The sequence below is a fragment of the Natronomonas sp. genome, from assembly GCF_028274965.1.
In the GTDB taxonomy this organism is placed as follows: domain Archaea; phylum Halobacteriota; class Halobacteria; order Halobacteriales; family Haloarculaceae; genus Natronomonas.
Genome location: NZ_JAQCNO010000004.1, coordinates 15662 through 39789 on the forward strand (window position 1 = coordinate 15662; position 24128 = coordinate 39789).

The following is a 24128-nucleotide window of genomic DNA, read 5'->3' on the forward strand; positions in this document are numbered from 1 at the left end:
AATACTGCCGATGGGGCGGTCGGCGCCCCCTCCGGGACCGATCGCCGCGGCGATCGGGCCGCTCCCCGCGGGCGGTTCAAAGGTCGCTCTCTGCGGGCGGATCGGTGCCCGGCGTCCGCGGGGGACGTGGAACAACTAAGTACCGACTGCCCGATTACCCGACGATGTTCGACAGGGTACTCGTCGCCAACCGCGGGGAGATCGCGGTGCGCGTCATCCAGGCCGCACAGGAACTCGGTATCGGAACGGTCGCCGTGTACAGCGACGCCGACGAGGACGCGAAACACGTCCGTCACGCCGACGACGCCGAGCGGATCGGCCCGCCCGTCGCCTCACAGAGCTACCTCGACCAGGAGGCGATCGTCGAGGCGGCCCGCAGCGCCGACGCCGACGCGATCCACCCGGGGTACGGCTTTCTCGCCGAAAACGAGTCCTTCGCCCGGCGGGTCGGCGACTCTGCGTTCGTCTGGGTCGGGCCGCCGGCGGACGCGATGTCGGACTTCGGCGAGAAGACGAAAGCCCGCGCAATCATGGACCGCGCGGACGTGCCGATCGTGCCGGGGACGACAGACCCCGTCGAGGACCCCGAGGCGGTCAGGGCCTTCGCCGAGGAGCACGGCTACCCGGTCGCGATCAAGGCCGACGGCGGCGGCGGCGGGCGCGGCCTGAAGGTCGTCGAGGGCCCCGAGGAGGTCGACGAGCAGTTCGCAACCGCCAAACGAGAGGGCGAATCGTACTTCGACAACGACGCCGTCTACGTCGAGAAGTTCCTCGAGAACCCCCGGCACATCGAGGTGCAGGTGCTCGCCGACACGCACGGCAACGTCGTCCACCTCTACGAGCGGGACTGTTCGATCCAGCGCCGCCAACAGAAACTCATCGAGGAGTCGCCCTCGCCCTCTCTGGACGACGACACCCGCGAGGAGCTCTGTGAGGCCGCGACCCGGGGCGTCGGCGAGGCCGGATACGTCAACGCGGGCACGGTCGAGTTCCTCTACGAGGAGAGCGAGGACCGGTTTTACTTCCTCGAGGTGAACGCCCGGATCCAGGTCGAACACACCGTCACGGAGGCGACGACCGGGATCGACATCGTCAAGGAGCAACTCCGGATCGCCGCCGGCGAAACGCTTGGCGTCTCACAGGGCGAGATCGAGCCCCGCGGGTCGACGATCGAGTTCCGGATCAACGCCGAGGACCCCCGGAACGACTTCGCGCCGATGCCGGGGACCGTCGAGACGTACCGCCCGCCCACCGGCATCGGCGTCCGGATCGACGACGGGGTCGACGAGGGCGATGCGGTCGCGCCGTTTTATGACTCGATGGTCGGCAAGTACATCGTCTCCGCGCGGGACCGCACCGAGGCGATCGCGCGCGGCCGGCGGGCCCTCGAGGAGACGGAGATCGAGGGGATCCCGACGACGATCCCGTTTCACCTCGCCGTTCTCGACGACGACCGGTTCCGGGACAACGAGCACACGACGAAGTACCTCGATCGGCAGTTCGATGGCCTCGAGTGAGGCGGCGTCCGGTCTGTCCCCCGTGAGTCCGGGCCGTCGGCGTCTCCCAAAAATACTTTGACACCGCTTACCAGATACCGGTAGTATGACAGTCGGACCACCGATACACGAACTCCACTTCGATGAAGCGCCCCACGTCGAGACGTCGATCCCCGGCCCGAACTCCCGGACGCTCCTCCGGAAACAAGAGGAGATAGACAGCAGCGCGGTCGCGTACCCGAAGGACGTGCCGATCGCCCTCGAGGAGGGCCGCGGTTCGACGCTCAAGGACGCCGATGGCAACGTCTTCCTCGATTTCTTCGCCGGGATCGGCGTGATGAACGTCGGCCACTCGAACCCCTACGTGCTCGAGGCGGTCAACGAACAGACGAACAAACTCGTCCACACGATCGACTTCCCGACCGAAGCGCGCCTGGAGTTCATCGAGGCGCTGGACGGCATCGCCCCCGATGGCCTACAGGGGCAAAACCGGATGGTCTTCGGCGGACCGACGGGGAGCGACGCCATCGAGGGCTCGATCAAACTCGCCCGGCACAACACCGGCCGCCACGGGATGCTCGCCTTCGAGGGGTCCTACCACGGCGGCACCGCCGGCGCGTTGAGCCTCACCGCCGGCAAGGCGTACAAGGAGGGGTACGAACCGCTGTTGAACGATGTCGTACACACCCCCTACCCGTACCCGTTCCGGGAGCGACTCGACAACGGCGGCGCGACCGCGATCTGCCCCCGCGAGGACTGCTGTGGACAGATGTCCTGTGCCCGGGCGCTCGAAGCGGTCAAAGAGAAGTTCGACGGCCCCTACGGCGGCCACGAGACGCCCGGCGCGATCTGGGTCGAACCGATCCAGGGCGAGGGCGGCGTCGTCGTCCCGCCGAAGGGCTTTTTGAAAGGGCTCCGGGACATCGCCGACGACAACGACGCGATGCTCATCGCCGACGAGATCCAATCGGGCTTCGGCAGAACCGGCGAGTGGTGGGCCTGCGAGGACTACGGCGTCACGCCCGACGCGATGACGATGGCCAAAGGGATCGGCGGCGCGGGACTCCCGCTCGGCGGCATGATGTACCACGAGAAGTACGACACGTGGGACGCCGGCGGCCACATCGGCACGTTCAGAGGCAACATCCCGGCGATGCGCGGCGGGACCGCGGCGATCGAGTACATCCAGAGCCACGACCTGCTCGATCACGCGACCGAGGTCGGCGAGTACATGCGAGCGCGCTTCCGGGACGTCGATAACCCCCGCATCGGCGAGGTCCGCGGCAAGGGGTTGTTCATCGGCGTGGAGTTCGTCGACGCCGACGGGACGCCGGACGCGAGCGCCGTCAAGAAGATCCGCACGGAGTGCTACGAGAACGGCGTTCTCGTCTGGAAGGCCGGCCGCGAGGGCAACGTCCTCCGGCTGTTGCCGCCGCTCGTCACCACGAAAGAACAGGCCGAGATCGGCATGGATGTCATCACCGACGCGATCCGGACGGTCACGAAACAGACGGTCTAAACCGCTGTGGGGCGACCGGAACCCCCGCCTGGGACCCGGTCGTCCCGATCGATCCCCGCCCCGATCACTCCAGACGGACGTCGAGAACGCCCTCCCGAAGCGTCTTCTCCTCGAGTTCGGCGAGCGTCTCCGCGTCCGCATCGAGCGTTCCGACGTGGTTGCCGGCCAACTCGCCGGCCGGGCTTTTGAAACACGTCGGCCCGCAGGCGACGAGGATCTCCTGTTCGTTCTTATAACCCGGATACAGCAGGATGTCGCCGCGAGAGGGGTAGACGGTGTGGTTCTCGCGGGGGATCTCCGGGAGGTCGATCTCGTCGATGTTGATCCACGTCGCGTGGCCGCTCCAGCGGACGTGCATCAACTCGGATTCGAGCGGGAGCAGTTCCTCGAGCGCGGCGACCGACTCGGGGGCCGCCTCGGGGTGCAGTTCGGCTTCGAACCGGTACTCGTCGGTCTCGAGCGTGAGTGTCATGTGAGTTCTCCGTGCGTTCGGCGTCGGCTGTCGGCTCCGCCCGCGGTTCTCGCGGTCGGGGCGGCGGTCCGCGCTAGGGCGGTCTCAGACCGCATCGAAGACCTCCCCGACGTCGCCGAGTTCTCGGATGTCGTTCAGCAGTCCGTACAGTTCCTCTCCGTTTTCGGTGCCGGCCCGCCGGGCGCACCCGAGGAACTTCGCCTCGAGTTCCTCGTCGCTGAGGGGGTTTTGCGGCGTTCCCGGCGGCTCCTGTTGTACCCGCTCGAACGTCCGGCCGTCCTCGGTTCGGACCCGCACCGTCGTCTCGTAGGGGTCGTACTCGCTGTCGGCGTCGATCTCGAAGGAGACGCGCTCTCGGAGCGCCTGCACCGCTGGGTCGTCGACGGCCTCGTCGTCGAAGGCGGCCAGCCCGACCCGATCGCGAACCGCCCCGCAGGCGACGGTGTACTCCATCGAGAACTTCGCTTCGAGCCCCGTGGTCGGATCGTCGTAGTGCAACGCGTCGGCCGCGCCCTGTGATCCGACGACGGTGATCGAGGCGATCGCCTCCGTGGCGAGCGATTCGGCCTCGACGATCGCCCGCACGGCCGCGATCGCCGGGTGCGTGAAGTAACAGCACGGGTACTTCTTGATCTGTACGCCGTCCTTGAGGAGCGCCCACCGCTCGCCGAGGCGGTGTCGCGCCCCGACCGACGGCGCTTGGCCGCCGCCGTAGAGGTCACAGAACCCGCCCTCGCCGTCGACCGACCCCGCCGCCGCGGTAAAGCCCTGTTCGGCGAGAAGCGCGGCGGTCGTCCCCGACCGCGCCGCCTGTCCGGCGTGCATCGGCTTCGTCATCGTTCCGAAGTTCCGCTTCAGCCCGGCGGGCGTCGACGCGGCGACGTTGAACGCGTGTCTCGCCTGCGCGGCGTCCACCCCGAGCAGGCTCGCGGCCGTCGCCGTCGCCCCGAAGGCGCCGAACGTCGCCGTCGCGTGCCAGCCGCGTTCGTAGTGTGCGGGCAACAGCGCCTCGGCCAGATACACCTGCGTCTCGTAGCCGGCGACGTACGCGGCGATCACGTCGCGGCCCGACAGGCCCTCGCGTTCGGCGAGCGCGAGCGCGGGGGCGACGATCGGGACGCTCGGGTGCCAGACCCCCCACGCGACGTCGTCGTAATCGAGCGCGTGGCCGGCGGTCGCGTTCGCGAAGGCGGCATCGGTCACCGACGCCGTTCCACGGTCCCCGAAGAGCGACGCCGGGCCGCCGGCGCCGAGCGTCGCGGCGACGCGACCGGCCACGTCGCCGGCCCCCTCCTCGGCGCCGGCGAGCGTGACACCGACCGTGTCGACGATCGCGCGCTCGGCGGTCCTGACGGCCGCTTCGGGCACCTCCTCGAACGAGAGCTCCTCGACGAACGCGGCGAGTTCGGCGTCGGCATCGGGTCGCGTCATCGCCACTCCCACCCCGCCGCCGCCTCGGGATCGTGGTGGATGTGCCCGCCCGACGAGCCGGCCGACTCGAGGTACGCCTCGAGGGCCTCGCGCGTCTTCGGCGCGGCACAGGACCCGATGATCGCGTTCGCTCGCTCCATCGGCGACCGCCCCCGGAGGTCTGCGACCCCGTGGTCGGTGATCACGACGTCGATGTCGTGTTCGGTGTGATCGACGTGCGGGACCGACGGGACGATCGTTGAGACCGATCCCTCGACGGCCGTCGCGGGGAGCGCAACGATCGACACGAGCCCGTTCCGAACGAAGTCGCCGCTTCCGCCGACGCCGTTCAACAGCCGCGAGCCCCCGACGTGCGTCGAGTTCGCGTGCCCGTACACGTCGACCTCCAGGGCGCTGTTTATCGAGACGACGCCGAACCGCGAGACGAGTTCGGCGCGGTTCGAGATGTCAGCCGGCCGGAGAACGACGTCCTCCGCGTACCGCTCGACGTCCTCGAACAGCCGGTCTTGGCCGTCCCTGCTGAGCGCGAGCGACGTCGCGCTCGCGCCCGCTATGTCGCCGTCCTCGACGAGATCCAACAGGCCGTCCTGAAACACCTCCCCGTAGTACGTGACGGTCCGGTCGCCGAAGGACACGTCGGACAGCGCGCCCGCAAGCGCGTTGCCGAGGCTCCCGACGCCGAACTGGACGCGCACGGCCGACGCCAGCGCGGGGTTGCGCTCGATCTCCTCTTCGAGAAACGCGCCGAGGTTCGCCGCGATCGCCTCGTCCGTCCCGGTCGGATCGCGGAACTCGTACGGCGAGTCGGGCTGTTCGGTCTCGACCACGCCGAGCAGCGTCTCCGAACCGAAGCGGATCCGAGGGTCGCCGATCCGCTCGCAGGGCGCCGTCAGCGGGACCGGCCCCCGTCGCGGCGGGGGCGCCGGGCGGTACACGTCGTGGAACGCGGCGAGCGAGCGCGGCTGTGCCCGGTTGAGTTCGACGATCAACTCCTCGGCGGCCTCGACGTACGCCGGCGTCTGCCCGATCGACGTCGAGGGGATCAGCCAGTCCTCGCCGACCGCGACGGCCTCGATCAGGGCCACGTCGGGATCGGCGAGGTGGCGGAACTGCACCTCGTCGGCGAGCCCCGCGATGTGGCGGTCGTGAAACGCGATCCGGTTGTCGTTCGCCGCCGCCCGCGCGGCCGCCGTCGCCTGGTATGGGAACCGGCGATCGACGCTGTTGCTCTCGACGAGGGCGGTGTCGATCTCCTCGCCGACGCTGCCCCCGCTGACGACGGTGAGCCCATATGAGCGGTCGCTCTCGGCGATGGCGGTCGGGACTGCCTTCGGGTAGCCGACCCGGCCGAACCCGCTCGTCAGGACCGTCCCGTCGGTCGGAACGCACTCGGCCGCCTCGGTCGCGGAGAGCTCCGGCACCCGCCCCGCGATCCGGGACTCGGGCGTCGTCGTCACTCGAGATCAGCCGGCTGCGTGCCGACTCCCTCCGGCCATCCCGGCGGCTGTGCCGCGCTCGGCTCGGCGTACTCGCGTTTCAGCACCATCGGCGTCCGCTCCAAGGAGAGCACGAGCTCGTCCGACTCGTTGTACGCCCGCAGTTCCGTCGTGACGATGCCGACGTGGTCCCTCGAGTCGCTCTCGCGCGTGTCGAGCACCTCGCTCTCGGCGAAGAGGGTATCGCCGTGGAAGACCGGCGCGTGGTGTCTGATGTCGTCGTACCCGAGGTTCGCCGTCGCGTTGACCGAGACGTCGATGACGCTCATCCCGACGGCCAGCGCGATCACGTAGGTGCCGTCGACGAGGCGCTCGCCGAACTCCGTGCCGGCGGCGTAGGCCTCGTTGAAATGCATCGGGTTCGCGTTCATCGTCAGGTTGGTGAACCAGACGTTGTCCGTCTCGGTCACCGTCCGTCCGAACGGGTGTTTGTACACGTCCCCGACGGTGAAGTCCTCGAAGTACCGCCCGTGCCAGCCCTCCGCGAGCCGCCTCGGGCGCTGTGCTCCGGTGTCCGCGTCCTCGTTCGTGTCTGTCATCTCTGGGTTTTGGGGTGGACCGTCGCTGAACGCTCCGTCGAAGGCTGTTTCGCGCGCAACCATAAACACCGATGCAAGCGCCGACTCCCCGGCGGACGGTCTCCCGAGGACGTCGGCGCTCGGAGAGGGACCGCGAGGGCCCCGCGTTCCCGGAGGAATCTTTAATACCGTCTGCGGAGACCGCCGTACGTATGACAGTCGACACGGTCATCGAGGGAGGAACTATCGTTACCGAACACGGGCAGTTCGAGGCCGGACTCGCCATCGACGACGGCGAGATCGCCGCGGTGGCCGACGAGGGGTCGCTTCCGGACGCCGAGGAGCGCGTCGACGCGTCCGGACACCTCGTAATGCCGGGGGCCGTCGACGTCCACGTCCACATCGACGACATGTTCTCCGAGGACACCTACGAGACCGCGACGAGCGCAGCCGCGGTCGGCGGCACGACGACCTACGTCGATTTCGCCTGGCAGGCCTGGGAGGGCGAGTTGAGCATCTTCGACGGCGAGGGAACGCTCCTCGAGGGCGTCGAACGGAAGATCGAGAAGGGCGAGGACGCGCTCGTCGACTTCTCGCTTCACGGCGCGATCACGCGGGAGGACGACGCCGTCCTCGAGGAGATCCCCGACGTCATCGACGCCGGCGTCACCTCCTTTAAGATGTTCACCGCCTACGAGATCGGGCTCGGCAACGGCTTCATGAACACGGTGATGCAGGAGATCGCCGCGAACGACGCCGTCGGGGTGTTTCACACCGAGGACGGATCGGTCTGTGACGCCCTGACCGAGCAGTTCCAGGCCGAGGGGAAAGGCGACCCCGAGTGGTACCCGAAGTCCCGCCCGGACTACGCGGAGGCGATGGCCGCCGAGGACGCCGTGCGGATGGCGACCGAGGCCGGCATGAAGTACTACGGCATCCACACCAGCTGCCGGAAGTCCGCGGACGTCCTCGAACAGTTCCAAGAGGAGTACGGCGAGGGCCTCGTCAGGGCCGAGACCTGCACCCACTACACGACGCTTGACGACTCGATCTACGCGGAGATGGGCAACAAGCCGATGATCGCGCCGCCGATCCGCGCGGAAGACGACGTCGAAGCGATGTTCGAACAGCTCGGCTCGGGCGTACTGGACGTGGTCTCGACGGATCACTGCGCGTACCGCCTCGATCAGAAGAACGTCGACAACTGGTGGGACAGCGCCTTCGGGGCGAACGCCCTCCAGGCGAGCCTGCCGGTGTTCTACGACGAGGCCGTCAACCGCCGCGGGCACGACCCCTCCTTCGTGGTCGAGCACATGAGCGCCAACCCCGCCCGCATCTTCGGCATGCCCGAGAAGGCGACGCTCGAGCCCGGCAACGACGCCGACATCGTCCTGTTCGACCCCGACGCGGAGTACACGATCACCGCCGAGGACAACGTCGGCAATGCGGAGTTCAGCATCTACGAGGGCCGCTCGGTCACCGGCCGACCGACAAAGACGTTCGTCCGCGGTGAGGTGGTCGCCGAGGACGGCGCGGTCGTCGGCGACGCCGGCTACGGCGAGTTCGTCGAGCGGGACATCCCCGAGTGGTGAGCCATGTCAGACGACAGAGAGCGGATCTACGAGCGGGCCGGGATGGACAACGCGATCGGCTACGGCGACAGCCCCGCGCTGGTCGTCGTCGACCTCCAGAAGGGGTTTACCGACCCCGAGTGCGCCCTCGGCGGCGATCTGACCGCCGTCGTCGAGCGCGCGGGCCGACTGATCGAGGCCGCACACGCCGGCGACGTGCCGGTCGTCCTCACGCGCATCGTCACCGACCACCCCGAGGGCGCGGACCTGGGGATCTGGATCGAGAAGATCCCCACGCTCGATGTCCTCGCCGCCGGCGGCGAGTGGGCCGAGTTGGACGAGAGACTCCCGCGGGCCGACGGCGACTACCGCCTCGATAAGAAGCAGGCGAGCGCGTTCCACGAGACCGAACTCGACTCGATGCTGACCGCGTGGGACGTCGACACCGTCGTCGTCAGCGGCTGTACGACGAGCGGGTGCATCAGGGCGTCGGCCGTCGACGCCTGTTCGCACGGCTACCGCCCGATCGTCCCGGAGGAGGGCGTCGGCGACCGCGCCGAGGGGCCACACGAGGCGAACCTCTTCGACATCCACTCGAAGTACGGCGACGTCCGGCCACTCGAGGAGGTCCTAACGTACCTCGAGGCGCCCCCGCAGTAGCCGCCGCCGCCGCGAACCGGTGAGACTTAGACGAACTGGGCCCTCCTACCCGATAGGGACACGCGATGATCGATAAGATCCTCTTTGCGGTCGAAGATAACAGGGACAGAATGGTACCGTTGGCATCACACGCCGCCGAGATGGCGGGTGCTCTCGACGCCGACGTGGTCTTGATTCACGTCTACGGTCGCGAGGAGTTCGAGGAGTACCTCGATCGAATGGATTATGATTCGAGCGACCCCGATGACGTCGCCAGGCGACACGAGGTCGTTGAAGCGTGTGCGTCGGAGTTTGCTGACCGCGGTGTCCGCCCGGATGTCGTCGGCGAAACCGGCGATCCAGCGGCAGAGATTACTGACCGCGTCGAGACCGACGGGATCGACCATGTCGTCCTCGGAGGACGCCGCCGGGCGCCCGTCACAAAGGCTGTCACTGGAAGCGTCTCTGGGTCCGTGCTCCGTTCGGTTGACGTCCCGTGTACGATCGGCATGGAATAGCACGTTTTATCATCCCAGACGCGCCGGTTCGACGCTCGTTCGGGATTCCATCGGTCCGCCGAGTAAACAGAACTATGTAGCCCCACGACAGTTCACATCACATAATGGCCGCGGCAATCACAGTTGACTCACTCGATCTCTCCTTCAGGAACGAGACCGTCCTTCGGGACGTCGACCTGACGGTCGAGGAGGGGGAGTTCTGCGTCATCATGGGCCCGAGCGGCTCCGGAAAGAGCATGCTCCTGAAAAGCATCGTCGGCCTGGAGACACCCGATAGCGGCGACGTGTTTCTCAACGGCGAGAACGCGTCGCGGCTCTCGGTCGCCGACAGAGACGTCGGCTTCGTCTTCCAGGAGTTCGAGGAGACGCTGTTCCCGCACAGAAGCGTCGGCGAGAACATCGCCTTCGGCCTCGAACGGCAGGGCGTCGACGCCGACGAGATCGAGCGCCGCACCGACGAGATGCTCGAGTTGCTCGCGATCGCGCACACGAAAGACGACGCCCCGCCGGAACTGAGCGGCGGACAACAACAGCGCGTCGAACTCGCCAGACAGCTCGTTCGGCGCTGTGACACCATGCTGCTCGACGACCCGCTGGCCGACCTCGATTACAAGCTTCAAAAGCGCATGGAGATCGAGATGCGGCGGATCCACGCCGACCTCGAGAGCGCCTTCGTCTACGTGACCCACAACCAGGACCAGGCGCTGAAGCTGGCCGACAAACTGGTGATCCTCAACGGAGGCCGCGTCGAGCAGATCGGCACCCCGTCGGAGGTGTACCACCAACCGGCGTCGGCGTTCGTCGCCCGCTTTGCCGGCGACAGCAACGCCTTCAAGACCACCGTCACCGGGACGACCGGCGACGCCGTCCGGCTCGATACGGACGTCGGCGAGATGCTCGCAACGCCGATGCACGGCTCGGGCGTCGACGCGACGGGCATCGCGACCGTCCGGCCGGAGAACGTCGCGATCGGCGAGGACGCCGCCGACGCGGACAACACCTTCGAGGCGACGCCGGCGGGTAGCACGTACATGGGCGAGGAGACCGAGATGGCCGTCGAGATCCCGGGGCTCTCCCGGCAGCTGCTCGCGACCGAACCCGGGCAGCGAACCCTCCCCGATTCCGAGACCGTCCTGGTCGGCTGGAACGCGGCCGACACCCAGTTCTTCGAGAAGCTGAGCGTGACCGACACCGTACAGATAGACGACCTACTGGAGATCTAACAATGGCTGAAACGACACAGACGATCGACGAACCGACCGACGAACCGACCGGCGCACCGGCGACCGAGGACATCCTCAACGTGAACGGCCTCACGAAGGTCTATCCGGACGGGACGGTCGCGGTCGAGGACATCAGCTTCAGCATCGCCGACGGGGACTTCTGCGTGCTGATCGGCCCCTCCGGTTGCGGGAAGTCGACGACGCTGCACTCGCTCGTCGGGAAGTTCCCGATCACGGACGGCGAGGTCCTCCTTGACGGCGTGGACATCACCAACACCGAGACGTACAAACGCGACATCGGGCTGGTGTTTCAGGACTTCCAGCTGTTCCCGCATCTCACCGTCGAGGAGAACATCCGCTACGGGCTCGAACGGCTCGAACGGCCAGGCGACGAGATCGACCGCAAGGTCTCGGAGCTCGCCGAGACGATGCAGATCGACGGCATGCTCGAGCGCTCCCCCGAGGAGCTCTCGGCCGGACAGAAACAGCGGGTCGCCCTGGCCCGCAGTCTCGTCCTCGAACCGAAGCTCCTGCTCCTCGACGAGCCGCTCGGGGACATGGACTACAAGCTCCAGAAACGCATGGAGCGCGAGCTTCTCCGGATCCACCGGGAGTTCGAGACGACGTTCGTCTACGTGACCCACGACCAGACGCAGGCGATGCGTCTGGCCGATCAGATCGTCGTGATGAACGACGGGAAGGTCGAACAGTCCGGCAGCAGCTACGACGTGTACAACGCCCCCGCGACGGCGTTCGTCGCAACGTTCGTCGGCGACTCGGACATCTTCCGCGGCGAGGTCGCCGAGATCTCCGAGGACGGCTCGCGGGCCCGCATCGACACCAACTTCGGGCGCTTCGAGGCGTCGACGGCCAACCTGGAGTCGGCCCCGGCGGACGTCGTCGGCGAGCAGATCCCCTTTTCGGTCCGCCCGCAGTACATCCGGATCGACGACGCGGCCGAGAACACCCTCGAGTGCGACATCCTGGACGTGATCAACCAGCCGGGGTCGGGGACCCAACTGCTGTTGGAGGCAAACGGGGCCGACGGCGCCGTCTCCGAACTCCAGGTGAAGCTGACCGAGCAGGCGACCTTCGACGAGGACACGGTGACGATCGGCTGGGACGCCGAGCACGCGACGATGCTCGAACGGACGAGCGTCCTCCCGGACATCGACCTCGAAAAGGACGTCCTCGGGGAGTAGCCGGCCCGTCGGTTCGGCCCGAGGTTTTCTCGTCGCGTCTCACCGCGCCGTCCAGCCGCCGTCGACCGACAGCACCGTTCCCGTGACGAAGTCGCTCTCGTCGCTCGCCAAGAACAGCGCCGCGTCGGCGACGTCGTCCGGCTCGCCGAAGCGGGGCCACGGCGTGTCCCGATGCCACGCTTCGAGTATCTCCTCGTTGTTCTCGCGCCACTCGACGTTCTGTGCGGTCTTGATGATCCCCGGTGCGAGGGCGTTGATGTTGATCTCGTCCTCGGCGTAGTCCAACGCCATCTGCCGCGTCAGGTTCGCTACGCCGCCCTTCGAGGCGCAGTAGGCGGCGCTGTTCTCGCCGCCGACGAGCCCGTAGATCGACGCGAGGTTGATTATCTTCCCGTTGTCGCTCCGTTTGAGCGCCGGGACGGCGGCCTTGCTGGACAGAAACACCCCCCGGAGGTTGACGTCGAGGATCTCGTCGTACTCCTCGGTCGGCGTCTCGTGGGCCCGGTTCTGGTAGTAGATCCCGGCGTTGTTGACGAGGACATCGAGACCGCCGAAGCGGTCGACGGTGCTCTCAATTGCGGCCTCGACGGAGCCGTCGTCGCTGACGTCGGTCTCGACGAAGTGACTCTCCGCGTCGACCGCCGAGAGCCGATCGAAGACAGACCGCTCGTCGTCGAGTTTCGGCTCCCGCCGAATGTCCGCGACCGCGACGTTCGCACCCTCGCGGCCGAAGGCCGCCGCGATGGCGTTGCCGATCCCCGAACTCGCTCCGGTCACCAGTGCCGTCCGCCCGGCGAGGCGCTCGGTTGACATACCGCTCGACGGTCCGTCTGGCGAGATCAAATAGCTACCGGCGCCGCCGCGGTCGGTCCCGGTCGGCTACGGTCGGCCGCTACCGGTAGGACCCGAACCGCTCGGCGACCGACTCGCCGTCCCCGTCGCCCGCCGCCTCGAGCGCGAGCGCGAGTTTGAGACGCGCCTTGTGTGCCGGCAGGTCGTCGGCGAAGACCGCGCCGTGTCGGCTCAGCGTCTCGCCGCCCCCGCCCGTCCCGTACACCGGGGCCGTCGCCCCGCCCTGACAGCGAGAGGTGACGACGACGGGAACGCCCGAACCGATGGCCTCGGCGACCGCATCGCCGAGCGCCGCGGTCGCGTTGCCAAGCCCCGTCCCTTCGAGGACGATCCCGTCGGCCCCGGCGTCGACGGCCTCCCGGAGCGACTCGCCGGCGACGCCGAGGCCGCTCTTTACCACCCGGACCGTCGCCTCGGGGACCGACCGAGGGAGATCCACCGAGCGACTCCCCGGCGAGCGGTAGATCCGCACGTCCGATCGGGTCAGGGCCGCGACGGGACCCTTATCGGGGGAGCGAAACGTCCCGAGATCGCTCGTGTGCGCCTTCGTGACGTCCCGGGCCGCGTGCACCCGCTCGTCGAACGCGACGTAGGCGGCGCCGGCCGACTGGAACCGGTCGTCCGCCGCCGCGCGGACGGCCGTGAGCAGATTCGACGGGCCGTCCGGGCTCGGCTCGTCGGGCCGCCGCTGTGCGCCGGTGAACACGACGGGAACGTCGCCGTCGAAGGTCACGTCGGTCACGTACGCCGACTCCTCCATCGTGTCGGTGCCGTGCGTGACGACCACGCCGTCGGCCTCCTCGCCGGCGGCCTCGGCGGCCTCGATGACCTGGTCTATCGTCGTCCAGCCCATGTCGAAACTGGGGATCTGTGCGATCTCCTCGACTGAGAGGTCGGCGTGGTCCCCCAGCTCGGGAACCGACGCCACGAGCTCCTCGCCGCGCTTGCTCGGCGACGCGCCCGCCTCGCCGCCGGTGCTCGCGATTGTGCCGCCCGTGCTGAGAACTCTGATCGTGTCGGTCATGGGGCAACTGCGACGCAGGCCCGAATAGTCCTTGCGATGGACCGAATCCCAACCCCAACGGCCGCGGGGTCGGGCGATTACTTCCGGACGGCCCTGAGGACGATCAGCCCGGCGATCACGAGAAGCAGCGTCGAAAAGACCGTCGTGACGCTTCCGAGCGCGAACAGCTCCGGCTCGGGCCTGTCGGAGGCGGCGGCCGAAAACACCTGAATCGGCATCGTCGTCTCCTGGCCGACCAACAGCAGGCCCCGTTCGGCCTCGTTGTACGAGAGGGTGAACGCGAAGACGGCGGCCCCGAGGACCGTCGGGAGGACCTGCGGGAGCACGACCTCCTTGTAGGTCGTGAGCGTGCTCGCGCCCATCACCTGGGCCGCCTCCTCGTTCTGTTTGAGGTTCGGCGGGAACCCGGCGAGGATGACGATCACCGCGAACGGCAGCGTCCAGACGACGTGGACCGGGATCGCGAGCCACAGCCCCCTGGAGAAGCCTAAGAGTTCGGCCAAGAACAGCCGGGAGCCGATCCCGTACGTGACGCCGGGCGTGATGATGCCGAGGATGATGAGATAGAGCAGCCCGCGCTGGCCCCAAAAGTCGTACCGGTACGCGAGGCCGGCGGCCGTCCCGAGCACCGTGGTGATGACCGTGACGACGAGCGCGAGTTGCAGCGAGCGAACGATCGACTCCCTGACGGCCTCGTTGCTGAACAGTTCGGCGTACGCCTCGAAGGTGACCCCGGCGAACGGGGCGGTGATACCGCCTTCGTTGAACGAAAAGACGATGAGCGAGATGATCGGCGCGTAGATGTACAGCGCGCCGATCCCGAAGTACACGACCAGCGCGCGCTTCAGCGTGACGCGCTCTGTCAGTCCCGAGAGGAACGACCTGTCCGTCCGTTGCTGCGTTGCCATTGGCACTCTTAGATAACGGTACAATATAAAACGTTGTGATGGACGATCGCACACCCGAGGTGGACATTACTGCACCCGCGGGCGGTTACGGACGGCCGGGCGCCGTCGGGGCGGCCGTATCCAATCGGTTATATGCGCCGGTCGGCTAACGGCCGGTATGTCGCTACAGGGCGGTGACGATGTCGGCGACGACATCAGCTTTCCGGAGGCGAACGTCGTTGCGGTCCGACAGCTGGCCGGCGCGTTGGCCACGACGTACGGCCCGGTGTCGATGGACAAACTGGTCGTGACGGAGGTCTCGACCGCCGAGAAACCCGACCCGAAACAGGTCGCGATCGACGACTACATCGTCTCGAACGACGGGGGAACGATACTCGAGAAGATGCCCTTGGAACACCCCATCGCGCCGCTCGTCGAGGGGCTGATCGGTCCCGAACGCCCCGGGCGGACCGACGTCGAGGGACAGGACATCCCCGACGGCGTCGTCGGGACGACCCTCCTGACCGCGGCGCTGTTGGACGAGGCCGTGACGCTCATCGAGCGCGGCCTCCACCCGACGGACGTCGTCTCGGGGTACGACGAGGCCCTCTCGATCGCCCTCGAGACCCTCACGGACGCCACGCGGCAACTCCCCGACGACGCCGACCGCGACCGGGAACCCGAGACGGCGATCGCCCGGACGGCGATGACCGGCAACGACGTCGGCGGGAACCGCGACGCGTGGGCGCGGCTCGCGGTCGAGGCCGTCGATCAGGTCGGGATGCCGAACCAGTACTCCCTCGCCGTTCGGCGGATCAAACACGGCTCGCTTGACGACTCGCGGCTCGTTTATGGGACGATCCTCGACCGCAACGAGATCGCGAGAGACCACATGCCGACGGCGATCGACGACGCGTCGGTGCTCGTCTTGGGCGGGTACGAACGCGACACCGCGAGCGACGGCCGAAGCGGCGGCCTCCGGGACCCGCAGTTGGGCGTCGACGCGACGCTCGACGTCGAGTCCCCCGCCGACATCGAGGCCTTCGACGAGCTCTACGGCTCCCGGCGCGACGAGATCGTCGCCTCGATCGTCGAGGCCGACATCGACGTCGTCGCCACGCGGCTCGGGATCTCCAACGAGTTTCTGGAGTTGCTCTCCGAGCGCGGGATCGCCGGCATCAGAGGCGTCAACCGCCTGAAGCTCCGGCAACTCGCCAGGGCGACCGGCGCGACGATCGTCAACGACTCCGGGGATATCCGGGCCGAACACGCCGGAACGGCCGGGCGCGTCGAACAGCGCCGGATCCAGCGCCGCCAGCACCGCCGGAAGCACCGCAACATCGTCGTCTTCGAGGACTGTCCCGACCCCGATTCGGTCACCGTCCACCTCTCGGGGTCCGTCGGCGAGATCGGTGAGGAGGCGAGTCGACAGCTGCGGAAGGCCGCGGCCGCCGTCGCCATCGCCCGCGGCGAGGCCGACCGGCGGGCCGGGTTCGTCCCCGGCGGCGGCGCTATCGACGCCGCGATCGCCCGCGAGGTGCGCGACGCGGCGCCCTCTTTCGACAGCCGGTCGCAACTCGCCGTCGAGGCGTTCGCCGACGCGGCCGAAACGATCGTCCATGCGCTGGCGAAAAACGCCGGCGCGGACCCGCTCGGCGTGACCGCAGACGTCCGCGCCGGCGCCGAGACGTGGGGCGACGCCGCGGGGTTCGTCCTCCCGGCGGGCGCGGTCGGCGACGCCCTCGAGGCGGGCGTCCTCGACCCGACGGATCGCCGCCGGACCTCGTACCAGAAGGCCGTCCAGGTCGCGTCGCTCGTGTTGCGGATCGACGACGCCCTGGACGCGGAGTTCTCCGAGGACCCCGTCGATCCCGAGGAGTCGATCTACCCGGATCGGAAGAAAAAACAGATGGAGATGGCCGAGGAGACGTAGCGCCGCCACATTCGGGACGTCCGTTCTAAAACGAAAACCAAAACCGATCAGTGCCGCGTCCGACTCGGATCTCCCCTTCGATCGATGTCCGTCGGGCGTTAGGTCTGTGCGATGTCGGTGATGTCGACGAACCTGAGCAGCGCGAAGACGAACACGAAGATGACGACCAACAGCGCGACCGACATGGCCGAGGCGTTCGGGTACTGAAGCCCCCGGCTGACCTCCTCGTTGATCAGCATGCTGACGGTCCGCTCACCGCCGCTGAGGAACTGCGGGATGGTCAGGTTACCAACCGACAGCACGAACGTGAACAGACAGCCGATCGCGACCCCGGGGACGCTCAACGGGAGCGTCACGTTTCTGAACGTCTCGAGGGGGCCGCCCCGGAGCGTGTTCGAGGCGTCCAACAGGTCCTTGTCGATCTGCGACAGCGAGATGTAGATCGGCGCCGCCATGAACACGATGAAGTTCTGGAGGTAGCCGACGATCTGCGAGAACGGCGAGAACAGCAGCCACTCGACCGGCGAGGAGGTGAGCCCGAGGCTCAAAAGCGTATAGTTGATCGCCCCGTTCGTGCCGAGGATCGGGAACCACCCCAGTGTCCGGATCGTTCCCGATGTCCAGAAGGGAACAACCAAGAACAGAAGCAGGATGATCCCGGTGATCTCGCCGGTGTAAAACCGGAGGAAGTACGCGAGGGGGTACCCGAAGATCAGCGTGATCACCGTCACGGCCAGCGCGACCACGAGCGTCCGCGCGAAGACCTGCAGAACGGTCCCTGAGAAGACGACCTCGGTCCAGGGATCGAGCGTGAACTCGAAGACGACGTTGAAATTGGAGTAGCTCATGAAGCTGTACACGACGACGACCCCCAGCGGAGCGATCAGGAACACCAGGAACCAGACGATGGTCGGCACCGACAGCAGATGCGCTTCCTGTAGTCCGAACCAACTCTCCCCCGAAAAGCGGGAGCCGGCGGTCGGGCTCGATTCGTTCGACTCGGTTTCGGTACTCATTCGGGCGTAAGATGTTAGCGATTCGGTTTATACCTTCCGATCCGGTGAACGACGGCGCCGAAACGTGTGGATCGATCGGCGATCCGTCGGATCACTGTACGAGCGTCAACCGAAAGCGGGACGCGGCGGGGTCGGCGGTTACGCCGAGAGGAAGTCCCGCCAGCGGTCGGTCATGTAGTCGGCTTCGTCCGGCCAGATCTGGAAGAACCCGCTCCGATCGAACCGTTCGTCGATCGGGCCGCTGTCGCGGACGCCGCCGTCCGAGGAGGGCTCGCCCTCCTCGTCGGCCCACTCGTACTCCTGGGGATCGAACAGCGCCGGCTCCTCGACGGCCTGGTAGGTCGCCTCGCCGTTGTACGCCCAGTCGTAGTACTCCGGACCCATGCCCTCGCCGGTGTCGTCCGAGCCGTCGCGGACGAGTTCCGTGTTCTCGTAGTGCGGCACCGAGTAGCCGTAGCCCTGGATGAACCCGGGGAAGGCCGCCCCGTAGTGGACGTCGATCAGGTCTTTGACGGCCTCGAGGTTGCCCCGGCTCGACGCGCCGGGGCTGGTCGGGACGACGCCGCCGTACCAGAACCGATACCCCTGGATACCGTCGGACATCGTCGCGTATGTACACGGCGTTCCGTCCCGCCGGATGTCCATCGCCGCGGGCTGCCAGACGTCCCCGAGGACGGCCTCCTCGCTGGACATCGTCGTGACCGACGAGCCGTAGGCCTCCCAGGACGACCGGAACTGCCCCGCCTCGGCCTCCTCGATGAGGAAGTCGATCGCGGCGTCCATCTGGTCCTGCGTCGGGTTGTTGAGCCCGCCGACCTCGGCGTCGAGCTGGTCGGTGTCGAGGAGGTGCATCAGGACCTCCGGGATCGTGATCGCCGCCGTCTCGCCGATGATCGTCTCGCCCTCGTACTGGTCGTCGAACATCGCGCTCCAAAGCGAGACGTCGTCGACGAAGCCGGGGTTGTACCCGATGGCGTCGAAGTTGTACACGTGCGGGGGGAACCGGAGCTGCGTCCGCTCGTCGTCCTCCCACAGTTGTTCGGTCAGCGTGGCGGCCTGCTGGCCGAGGTGGCTGAGGCGCTCCTCGGGGTTGAGCAGCGCGTCGGTGATCGAGTCCGTGTCCCAGTTCTCGAGGTCATCGACCGGCACCGGCTCCGTGACGTCGTTGTCGATCGTCATCGCGCCGCTGCCGGCGGTGTCGACCGAGATGGCGTCGATCGTCTCGTTCTCGCCGCCGAGGATGCGCTGTTGTGTCGTCGGGATCGTCGCCGTCGTGATGTTGATCTCCCGACCGGTCACGCTCTCGAAGAGATCGCCCTGCGTCTCGCGGGCCGCCCAGGCGGGGCCGATCCACTCGACGGGGCTGGCGGCGTCGCCGCCGTCGCCGCCGTCGCCGCCGCCGTTGCCGCCACCGTTACCGCCGCCGTTGCCGCCGCCGTTACCGCCGTTTCCGTTTCCGTTCCCGGAACATCCGGCGAGCATCGCCGCTGCGGCCGCACCGGAGGCGTACTTTACGAAGTTTCTTCTGCTGGGTTCCTCCATACAATGCCCGCTTGCGCTCGTGGTACTTATTAGTTGCCTACCGAGCAATACTCCGGCGACGATCCGGAACCCGATCCCCGATCGATCCGAACGAACGCGGGTGTCGTTCGGGGATTCGACCACGTTCGTTCAGTGCGAACCTCCGACGCTCAGTGCATCGCGTCGCCGCCGTCCGGCGAGAGCGTCTGGCCGGTGTAGTAGTCGCTCTCCTCGCTCGCGAGGAACACGGCCGTCGGGACGACGTCCGACACCGATCCGAGGCGATCCATCGGCAGTTCGGCCTCCTTGCGCTCGCGCCACTCCTCGGTGATGTCGTCGAGAAGCGACGTCTCGATCGGTCCCGGCGCGATGGCGTTGACGTTGACCTCTGGCGAGACCTCGCGGGCGAGCGCGCGGGTCATCGCGATCACGCCGCCCTTCGCGGCCGAGTAGTGGACCAGTTCCTCGGCGCCCTTGATCCCGAGTTGAGAGGCGACGTTGATGACGCTGCCCGACCCCTGTTCGAGCATCCCGGGCAGCGCGAAGCGGGTCGCAAGGAAGACGCCGCGGAGGTCGACCGCCATCGTCTCGTCCCACATCTCGACCGGCATCTCCGCGAGTTCGGACTGGGTGAGGATCCCCGCGTTGTTGACGAGGACGTCGACCGCCCCCTCCGCCGATTCGAACGCCTCGATCATCGCCCGGACGTCCGACTCGTCGCTCACGTCCGCCCCCAGAGCGAACGCCGATCCGCCGTCGGCCTCGATCGACTCGACGACCTCCCTGGCCCCGGCCTCGCCCTCGGTCGGGGGGTAGTTCACCGCGACCGTCGCGCCGGCCTCGGCGAGGCCGATCGCGATACCGCGCCCGATGCCCTTGCTTGCGCCCGTGACGAGTGCCGCCTTTCCGTCGAGCCGTGACATACCCCTACGGGAACGACACAGGACCCTAAATGTTCCCACGGGCCGGTGGGCCCGACCGCCCCGGGGACCCCTCGCCGACCGATTCGAACCTTTTTTGAGTGCTACAGCGGTATCACACGGTAACGATGGCTATCAAACCCGCCTACGTCAAGAAGACCGCCGCGCTGCTGATGGAACGGTATCCCGACGCCTTCGGCGACGACTTCGAGCACAACAAAGAGGTCGTCACGGAGCTGACGAACGTCGAGTCGAAGGGCGTCCGCAACCGGATCGCGGGATACGTCACCAGCAAGCAGCGCGTCCCCGAAGAGGCGGCGTAGGCGGCGCCCGCCCGACACCGGGCGTCCTCTCGAGCCCCGTTTTTTCATCAGCGGCCTCCTATCCGATCGCTCCGGCCGATGCCGCCTCCTCGGACTCGCCTCCGTCGGCCTCGCTCCGGGCGAACCCGACATCCGTCCGTAACGACGCCCGCGACGGCAGTCGTTTTCCACAACCGTTTTTTATTGTCTCGACGTATCGGTGTCAATGTCTACTACCGTGGGTATCCTCGGCGCGACCGGTGCCGTCGGGCAACGACTCGTCCAACTGCTCGTACCGCACCCGGAGTTCGAGGTCACGACGCTCACCGCCTCACCGTCGAGCGCGGGTCGGCCCTACAGCGACGCGGCGAAGTGGCGCATCGACTCGCCGATCCCCGACGACGTCGCGGACATCAGCGTCGTCGAGACCGATCCGGAGGCGGTCCCCGACGGCGTCGAGTTGCTCTTCTCGTCGCTCCCCTCCGACGTCGGCGCGGCGGTCGAACCGGCGTTCGTCGAGGCCGGCTACGTCGTCTCCTCGAACTCCTCGAACGGGCGGATGGACGCCGACATCCCGCTGACGATCCCGGAGGTCAACGCCGACCACCTCGGGCTCATCGAGGTCCAACGCGACGAGCGCGGGTGGGACGGCGCGCTTATCAAGAACCCGAACTGCTCGACGATCACGATGGTGCCGACCCTCGCTGCGCTCACCCGGTTCGGCCTCGAGCGGGTCGACGTCTCGACGCTTCAGGCCGTCTCGGGGGCGGGGTACTCCGGCGTCGCGTCGATGGAGATCATCGACAACGTCATCCCCCACATCGGCGGTGAGGCGTCAAAAATGGAGACCGAGTCCCGGAAGCTGCTCGGCTCCTTCGACGGCGCGGAGGTCTCTCTTCACGACGCCGACGTGTCCGCCTCGTGTAACCGCGTCCCCACGCTCGACGGCCACCTCGAGAACGTCTGGGCGGACCTCTCGGAGGACCCGACGGCCGACGCGGTCGTCGACGCCTTCGAGTCCTCGCGCGGCGTCGATCTCCACTCCTCGCCCGAGCGGCTCATCGAGGTGTTCGACGCCCCCGACAGGCCCCAGCCCCGACTGGACCGGAACCTCGGAGACGGGATGGCCGTCGCCGCCGGCGGCGTCGAGACGACGACCCACGGCGTCCAGTTCAATTGCCTCGCTCACAACACGATACGGGGGGCCGCGGGCGCGAGCGTGCTCAACGGCGAACTGCTGCTCGAGGAAGGCTACATCTGAGCGGCGACCGCCGGCCTACTCGCGGTCGATCGGCTCAAGTTCCTTGCCGGTCGCCTTCGGGACGACCCGCCGCGTGGCGTTTCGCCACTCGCGGTCGAGTTCCGACCCCCCGAAGAACCGATCCAAGAAGACGGCCAGCCCCGCCACCTCCGAGTGCGGCTGGTTCGTCACGGCGACGTTGTAATCGGCGCGCTCGTAGACGTCGAAGGGGACCTTCCCCGCGCCGACGACGACGAGCACCGGCGCCGTGCGGCCCTCGGCTCTGAGTTCGCCTTCGAGTTCCTGCACCGGAAGGCCGTACATCGTCAGATGGACGACGACCCCCGGCCACTCCCGGAGTACCCGCCGGTGGTCGTCCGTCAGTTCGACCCCGAAGGGGCCGCCGAACCGGGCGGTGATGTCCTCGATGGTGGCTTTCGGCTCCGAGGCGTCCCCGGCGATGATCACCCGGTCGGCGCCGAGCGCGCGCGCGGTCAACCCCACGTGCGTCGTCATCCGGTTGTCCCGCCCGGGTCGGTGACCCAAACGGAGGACGGCGAGTTCCGGTCGGTCGTTCATGCGCTCGCTTCGTCGCCCCGCGTTAGGGGCGTTACGGTCGGCGGCGACCCGGCTGGCGGTGTTCAGACCGAAAACGGCGTCCGCGCGCTCACCCGTCGTTCGCTGACGCGGAGGGTCGCCTCGGCCGTGTACCCGCCGGGTTCGGGGTCCGGCCAACCCGCCTCGAACGTCGCCGTTTCGCCGGGTTGGAACTCCGCCGTCGAGAGCGTCTGTGCGAACGCCCGCCCGTCGCTGTACCGCCAGCGCTCCCCGGCGTCGTCCGAGACCGCGAAGTCGGCCCGACAGGCGTCCCGGAAGGTGAGTTCGACGGGCGTATCGCCGGCGTTGACGACGGAGAAAGAAAACTCGACGTCGTCCCCGACGGTCACCTCGAGCGCCGCTTCAAGCATACCGTCATTTGGCGTTGCGTAACAAAACAGTTGTGCCCGCTGTGGGCCTCTCGCCCCGTTTCGACGCCCGCTCGCCCGGTAGTAACCCCTAAGCCGACCGGGGCACTACGCCGTCGTGTGCAGGTCGTCGGCTACGACACGGGCGTCAAAGCGTCGGCCGAGCCGGCGCTCTCGGTCGCCCGGGAGGGCACCGTCGAGCGGATCCCCCTGAGAGCCGGCCGGGAGTTGGCCTACGCGCTCGGCGATCGCCGGTGTGCCGGGACGGTCGACGGCGACGAACACCGCGAGTGCGAGCGCCCGGCCGCCCCGTACTGCGAGGACCACGACCGGACGTGGATCTGCGCGCGCTGCACCGGGACGTGCCTGAAACGCGAGATGGACTGCTACGACGAACACGCGATCTACCTCGCGGCGTTCGCGCCGGCGACGTTCAAAGTCGGCGTGACGAAGCGGGCGGACCCGACGGTCCGCCTGCGCGAACAGGGGGCCGACCGGGGGGCGATCGTCCGCCGGGTCGCAAACGGGCGCATCGCGCGCGAGATCGAGGCCGAGATCGCGAGCGCGACGCCGATCCCCGACTCCGTCCGGGTCGCACGGAAGATCGAGGGGATGGGGCGGTCCGTCGACGAGGACGCCTGGCGGCGGCTGCTGTCGGAGTTCGACGCCGAACCGGCCGGCCCCTTCGAGTACGGGCTCGGCCTCGAGGCCGCACCGGTCGAGGAGACGTTCGCCGCCGGCACCGTCCGCGGCACGAAAGGCCGCGTGTTGGTCCTCGAACGCAGCGGGCAGGCCATCGCCGTGGACATGCGTTCGCTCGTCGGCCACGAACTGACCAGCGGCGCGTACTCCGGACGCCTCCAGTCGAGTCTGGGCTCGTTCGGCTGAGTCGCCCCGGGGCGCAGAACCTGTGAACTTTTCCGTCGGAAGCCAAAAGAAGGGTGCATGACGGACGAAGAGACACCGGACGACGAGGCCGAGGACGGCGACGAGAAGTCCTTCCGCGAGCGCGTCGAGGAGATCAGACAACAGCGCGCCGAAGGCGGTGAGGGCGAGGGCGACGGCGACGGCGAGGGGATGAGCCGCGAGGAGAAGATGGAAGAGATGATGGGCGGCGGTGGCGGCCCGGGCGGCATGGGCGGCAGCCCCTTCGCGCAGATGATGGGCGGTATGATGGGCGGCGGCGGTGGCGGCGGCCCGGGTGGCATGGGCGGTATGGGCGGCGGCCCGCCGGGCATGGGCGGCGGCCCGCCCGCCGAGGGCGACAGCAGCGACAACGAGGAGGTCGTCCGAGAGGTCCGGAAGGTCCGCGACGAACTGCACGACATCCGCCGCGAGATCGAGCGGATCGCTGACGCCTTAGAGGAGTAAGGCCCCGTTCCG

The 24128-nt window shown here is 67.9% G+C and carries 24 protein-coding genes; 12 read left to right on the forward strand and 12 right to left on the reverse strand.

The window, feature by feature from the left end; all coding sequences use genetic code 11:
- Positions 1–164 precede the first annotated feature (164 nt).
- Positions 165–1517 (forward strand): acetyl-CoA carboxylase biotin carboxylase subunit, encoded by a 1353-nt coding sequence (locus Q0916_RS00590; RefSeq protein ID WP_299232894.1) that lies wholly within the window; start codon positions 165–167, stop codon positions 1515–1517.
- Between the two features lie 85 nt (positions 1518–1602).
- Positions 1603–3015, forward strand: coding sequence for an aspartate aminotransferase family protein (locus Q0916_RS00595; protein ID WP_299232897.1), 1413 nt, complete (start codon positions 1603–1605; stop codon positions 3013–3015).
- A gap of 64 nt (positions 3016–3079) precedes the next feature.
- On the opposite strand, the gene Q0916_RS00600 is transcribed toward Q0916_RS00595, so the two are convergent.
- From Q0916_RS00600 to Q0916_RS00615, 4 genes are all read right to left on the reverse strand, one after another.
- Positions 3080–3487, reverse strand: coding sequence for a DUF3830 family protein (locus tag Q0916_RS00600; RefSeq protein WP_299232900.1), 408 nt, complete (start codon positions 3485–3487; stop codon positions 3080–3082).
- A gap of 84 nt (positions 3488–3571) precedes the next feature.
- A complete protein-coding gene (locus Q0916_RS00605) occupies positions 3572–4918 on the reverse strand; it encodes an MmgE/PrpD family protein (protein WP_299232903.1) in 1347 nt (448 codons plus the stop codon).
- Positions 4915–6375, reverse strand: a complete 1461-nt coding sequence (locus Q0916_RS00610; RefSeq protein ID WP_299232906.1) for an acetyl-CoA hydrolase/transferase C-terminal domain-containing protein — start codon at positions 6373–6375, stop codon at positions 4915–4917. Before Q0916_RS00610 ends, Q0916_RS00605 begins: the two co-directional genes overlap by 4 nt.
- Positions 6372–6953 (reverse strand): MaoC family dehydratase, encoded by a 582-nt coding sequence (locus Q0916_RS00615; protein ID WP_299232909.1) that lies wholly within the window; start codon positions 6951–6953, stop codon positions 6372–6374. Before Q0916_RS00615 ends, Q0916_RS00610 begins: the two co-directional genes overlap by 4 nt.
- Before the next feature lie 191 nt (positions 6954–7144).
- On the opposite strand from Q0916_RS00615, the gene Q0916_RS00620 reads away from it, so the two are divergent.
- From Q0916_RS00620 to Q0916_RS00640, 5 genes are all read left to right on the forward strand, one after another.
- Positions 7145–8524: a dihydroorotase gene (locus tag Q0916_RS00620; RefSeq protein WP_299232911.1), complete on the forward strand. Its 1380-nt coding sequence runs from the start codon at positions 7145–7147 to the stop codon at positions 8522–8524.
- 3 nt (positions 8525–8527) lie between these two features.
- Entirely contained in the window at positions 8528–9163 is a 636-nt protein-coding gene (locus tag Q0916_RS00625; protein ID WP_299232916.1) for an isochorismatase family protein, read from the forward strand.
- Positions 9164–9228: 65 nt separating this feature from the next.
- Positions 9229–9660, forward strand: a complete 432-nt coding sequence (locus Q0916_RS00630) for a universal stress protein (protein ID WP_299232919.1) — start codon at positions 9229–9231, stop codon at positions 9658–9660.
- A 104-nt stretch (positions 9661–9764) separates the two neighbouring features.
- Positions 9765–10883, forward strand: a complete 1119-nt coding sequence (locus Q0916_RS00635) for an ABC transporter ATP-binding protein (protein WP_299232922.1) — start codon at positions 9765–9767, stop codon at positions 10881–10883.
- Between the two features lie 2 nt (positions 10884–10885).
- Positions 10886–12085, forward strand: a complete 1200-nt coding sequence (locus Q0916_RS00640; protein WP_299232925.1) for an ABC transporter ATP-binding protein — start codon at positions 10886–10888, stop codon at positions 12083–12085.
- A 39-nt stretch (positions 12086–12124) separates the two neighbouring features.
- Here the strand turns inward: Q0916_RS00640 and Q0916_RS00645 are convergent, their stop codons facing one another.
- The 3 genes from Q0916_RS00645 to Q0916_RS00655 form a co-directional block, all read right to left on the reverse strand.
- Positions 12125–12898 (reverse strand): SDR family NAD(P)-dependent oxidoreductase, encoded by a 774-nt coding sequence (locus Q0916_RS00645; RefSeq protein ID WP_299232928.1) that lies wholly within the window; start codon positions 12896–12898, stop codon positions 12125–12127.
- Positions 12899–12977: 79 nt separating this feature from the next.
- A complete protein-coding gene (locus Q0916_RS00650; protein WP_299232931.1) occupies positions 12978–13961 on the reverse strand; it encodes an asparaginase in 984 nt (327 codons plus the stop codon).
- 77 nt (positions 13962–14038) lie between these two features.
- Entirely contained in the window at positions 14039–14869 is an 831-nt protein-coding gene (locus Q0916_RS00655; RefSeq protein ID WP_299232934.1) for an ABC transporter permease, read from the reverse strand.
- 157 nt (positions 14870–15026) lie between these two features.
- Here Q0916_RS00655 and Q0916_RS00660 point away from each other — a divergent pair, with 157 nt between their 5' ends.
- Positions 15027–16781: a TCP-1/cpn60 chaperonin family protein gene (locus tag Q0916_RS00660; protein WP_299232936.1), complete on the forward strand. Its 1755-nt coding sequence runs from the start codon at positions 15027–15029 to the stop codon at positions 16779–16781.
- 98 nt (positions 16782–16879) lie between these two features.
- On the opposite strand, the gene Q0916_RS00665 is transcribed toward Q0916_RS00660, so the two are convergent.
- The 3 genes from Q0916_RS00665 to Q0916_RS00675 form a co-directional block, all read right to left on the reverse strand.
- The gene (locus Q0916_RS00665) at positions 16880–17797 is read right to left on the reverse strand and encodes an ABC transporter permease (RefSeq protein ID WP_299232939.1); all 918 of its coding nucleotides are present in this window, start codon (positions 17795–17797) and stop codon (positions 16880–16882) included.
- Positions 17798–17935: 138 nt separating this feature from the next.
- Entirely contained in the window at positions 17936–19339 is a 1404-nt protein-coding gene (locus tag Q0916_RS00670; RefSeq protein ID WP_299232941.1) for a twin-arginine translocation signal domain-containing protein, read from the reverse strand.
- A 149-nt stretch (positions 19340–19488) separates the two neighbouring features.
- Positions 19489–20241 (reverse strand): SDR family NAD(P)-dependent oxidoreductase, encoded by a 753-nt coding sequence (locus Q0916_RS00675; protein ID WP_299232943.1) that lies wholly within the window; start codon positions 20239–20241, stop codon positions 19489–19491.
- Positions 20242–20366: 125 nt separating this feature from the next.
- Between Q0916_RS00675 and Q0916_RS00680 the strand changes: the two genes are divergently transcribed.
- Together Q0916_RS00680 and asd are read left to right on the forward strand one after the other, a co-directional pair.
- Positions 20367–20561 (forward strand): 30S ribosomal protein S17e, encoded by a 195-nt coding sequence (locus Q0916_RS00680; protein WP_299232945.1) that lies wholly within the window; start codon positions 20367–20369, stop codon positions 20559–20561.
- Positions 20562–20766: 205 nt separating this feature from the next.
- Positions 20767–21801 carry an aspartate-semialdehyde dehydrogenase gene (gene asd, locus Q0916_RS00685; protein WP_299232947.1) on the forward strand — a complete coding sequence of 345 codons (1035 nt, stop codon included), beginning with the start codon at positions 20767–20769 and terminating at the stop codon, positions 21799–21801.
- A 15-nt stretch (positions 21802–21816) separates the two neighbouring features.
- On the opposite strand, the gene Q0916_RS00690 is transcribed toward asd, so the two are convergent.
- Together Q0916_RS00690 and Q0916_RS00695 are read right to left on the reverse strand one after the other, a co-directional pair.
- The gene (locus tag Q0916_RS00690) at positions 21817–22359 is read right to left on the reverse strand and encodes a tRNA (cytidine(56)-2'-O)-methyltransferase (protein WP_299232949.1); all 543 of its coding nucleotides are present in this window, start codon (positions 22357–22359) and stop codon (positions 21817–21819) included.
- Positions 22360–22421: 62 nt separating this feature from the next.
- Positions 22422–22748: a BsuPI-related putative proteinase inhibitor gene (locus Q0916_RS00695; protein ID WP_299232951.1), complete on the reverse strand. Its 327-nt coding sequence runs from the start codon at positions 22746–22748 to the stop codon at positions 22422–22424.
- 117 nt (positions 22749–22865) lie between these two features.
- Here Q0916_RS00695 and Q0916_RS00700 point away from each other — a divergent pair, with 117 nt between their 5' ends.
- Positions 22866–23633: a DUF2797 domain-containing protein gene (locus Q0916_RS00700; RefSeq protein ID WP_299232953.1), complete on the forward strand. Its 768-nt coding sequence runs from the start codon at positions 22866–22868 to the stop codon at positions 23631–23633.
- 57 nt (positions 23634–23690) lie between these two features.
- The gene (locus tag Q0916_RS00705; protein ID WP_299232955.1) at positions 23691–24116 is read left to right on the forward strand and encodes a hypothetical protein; all 426 of its coding nucleotides are present in this window, start codon (positions 23691–23693) and stop codon (positions 24114–24116) included.
- Positions 24117–24128 lie beyond the last annotated feature (12 nt).

Excerpts from the sequence above, each read along its gene's own strand:
- Q0916_RS00590 (WP_299232894.1), top strand. The coding sequence starts at position 165 with ATGTTCGACAGGGTACTCGTCGCCAACCGCGGGGAGATCGCGGTGCGC.
- Q0916_RS00595 (WP_299232897.1), top strand. The coding sequence starts at position 1,603 with ATGACAGTCGGACCACCGATACACGAACTCCACTTCGATGAAGCGCCC.
- Q0916_RS00600 (WP_299232900.1), bottom strand. The coding sequence starts at position 3,487 with ATGACACTCACGCTCGAGACCGACGAGTACCGGTTCGAAGCCGAACTG.
- Q0916_RS00605 (WP_299232903.1), bottom strand. The coding sequence starts at position 4,918 with ATGACGCGACCCGATGCCGACGCCGAACTCGCCGCGTTCGTCGAGGAG.
- Q0916_RS00615 (WP_299232909.1), bottom strand. The coding sequence starts at position 6,953 with ATGACAGACACGAACGAGGACGCGGACACCGGAGCACAGCGCCCGAGG.
- Q0916_RS00620 (WP_299232911.1), top strand. The coding sequence starts at position 7,145 with ATGACAGTCGACACGGTCATCGAGGGAGGAACTATCGTTACCGAACAC.
- Q0916_RS00625 (WP_299232916.1), top strand. The coding sequence starts at position 8,528 with ATGTCAGACGACAGAGAGCGGATCTACGAGCGGGCCGGGATGGACAAC.
- Q0916_RS00630 (WP_299232919.1), top strand. The coding sequence starts at position 9,229 with ATGATCGATAAGATCCTCTTTGCGGTCGAAGATAACAGGGACAGAATG.
- Q0916_RS00635 (WP_299232922.1), top strand. The coding sequence starts at position 9,765 with ATGGCCGCGGCAATCACAGTTGACTCACTCGATCTCTCCTTCAGGAAC.
- Q0916_RS00640 (WP_299232925.1), top strand. The coding sequence starts at position 10,886 with ATGGCTGAAACGACACAGACGATCGACGAACCGACCGACGAACCGACC.
- Q0916_RS00645 (WP_299232928.1), bottom strand. The coding sequence starts at position 12,898 with ATGTCAACCGAGCGCCTCGCCGGGCGGACGGCACTGGTGACCGGAGCG.
- Q0916_RS00650 (WP_299232931.1), bottom strand. The coding sequence starts at position 13,961 with ATGACCGACACGATCAGAGTTCTCAGCACGGGCGGCACAATCGCGAGC.
- Q0916_RS00655 (WP_299232934.1), bottom strand. The coding sequence starts at position 14,869 with ATGGCAACGCAGCAACGGACGGACAGGTCGTTCCTCTCGGGACTGACA.
- Q0916_RS00660 (WP_299232936.1), top strand. The coding sequence starts at position 15,027 with ATGTCGCTACAGGGCGGTGACGATGTCGGCGACGACATCAGCTTTCCG.
- Q0916_RS00665 (WP_299232939.1), bottom strand. The coding sequence starts at position 17,797 with ATGAGTACCGAAACCGAGTCGAACGAATCGAGCCCGACCGCCGGCTCC.
- Q0916_RS00670 (WP_299232941.1), bottom strand. The coding sequence starts at position 19,339 with ATGGAGGAACCCAGCAGAAGAAACTTCGTAAAGTACGCCTCCGGTGCG.
- Q0916_RS00675 (WP_299232943.1), bottom strand. The coding sequence starts at position 20,241 with ATGTCACGGCTCGACGGAAAGGCGGCACTCGTCACGGGCGCAAGCAAG.
- Q0916_RS00680 (WP_299232945.1), top strand. The coding sequence starts at position 20,367 with ATGGCTATCAAACCCGCCTACGTCAAGAAGACCGCCGCGCTGCTGATG.
- asd (WP_299232947.1), top strand. The coding sequence starts at position 20,767 with ATGTCTACTACCGTGGGTATCCTCGGCGCGACCGGTGCCGTCGGGCAA.
- Q0916_RS00690 (WP_299232949.1), bottom strand. The coding sequence starts at position 22,359 with ATGAACGACCGACCGGAACTCGCCGTCCTCCGTTTGGGTCACCGACCC.
- Q0916_RS00695 (WP_299232951.1), bottom strand. The coding sequence starts at position 22,748 with ATGCTTGAAGCGGCGCTCGAGGTGACCGTCGGGGACGACGTCGAGTTT.
- Q0916_RS00705 (WP_299232955.1), top strand. The coding sequence starts at position 23,691 with ATGACGGACGAAGAGACACCGGACGACGAGGCCGAGGACGGCGACGAG.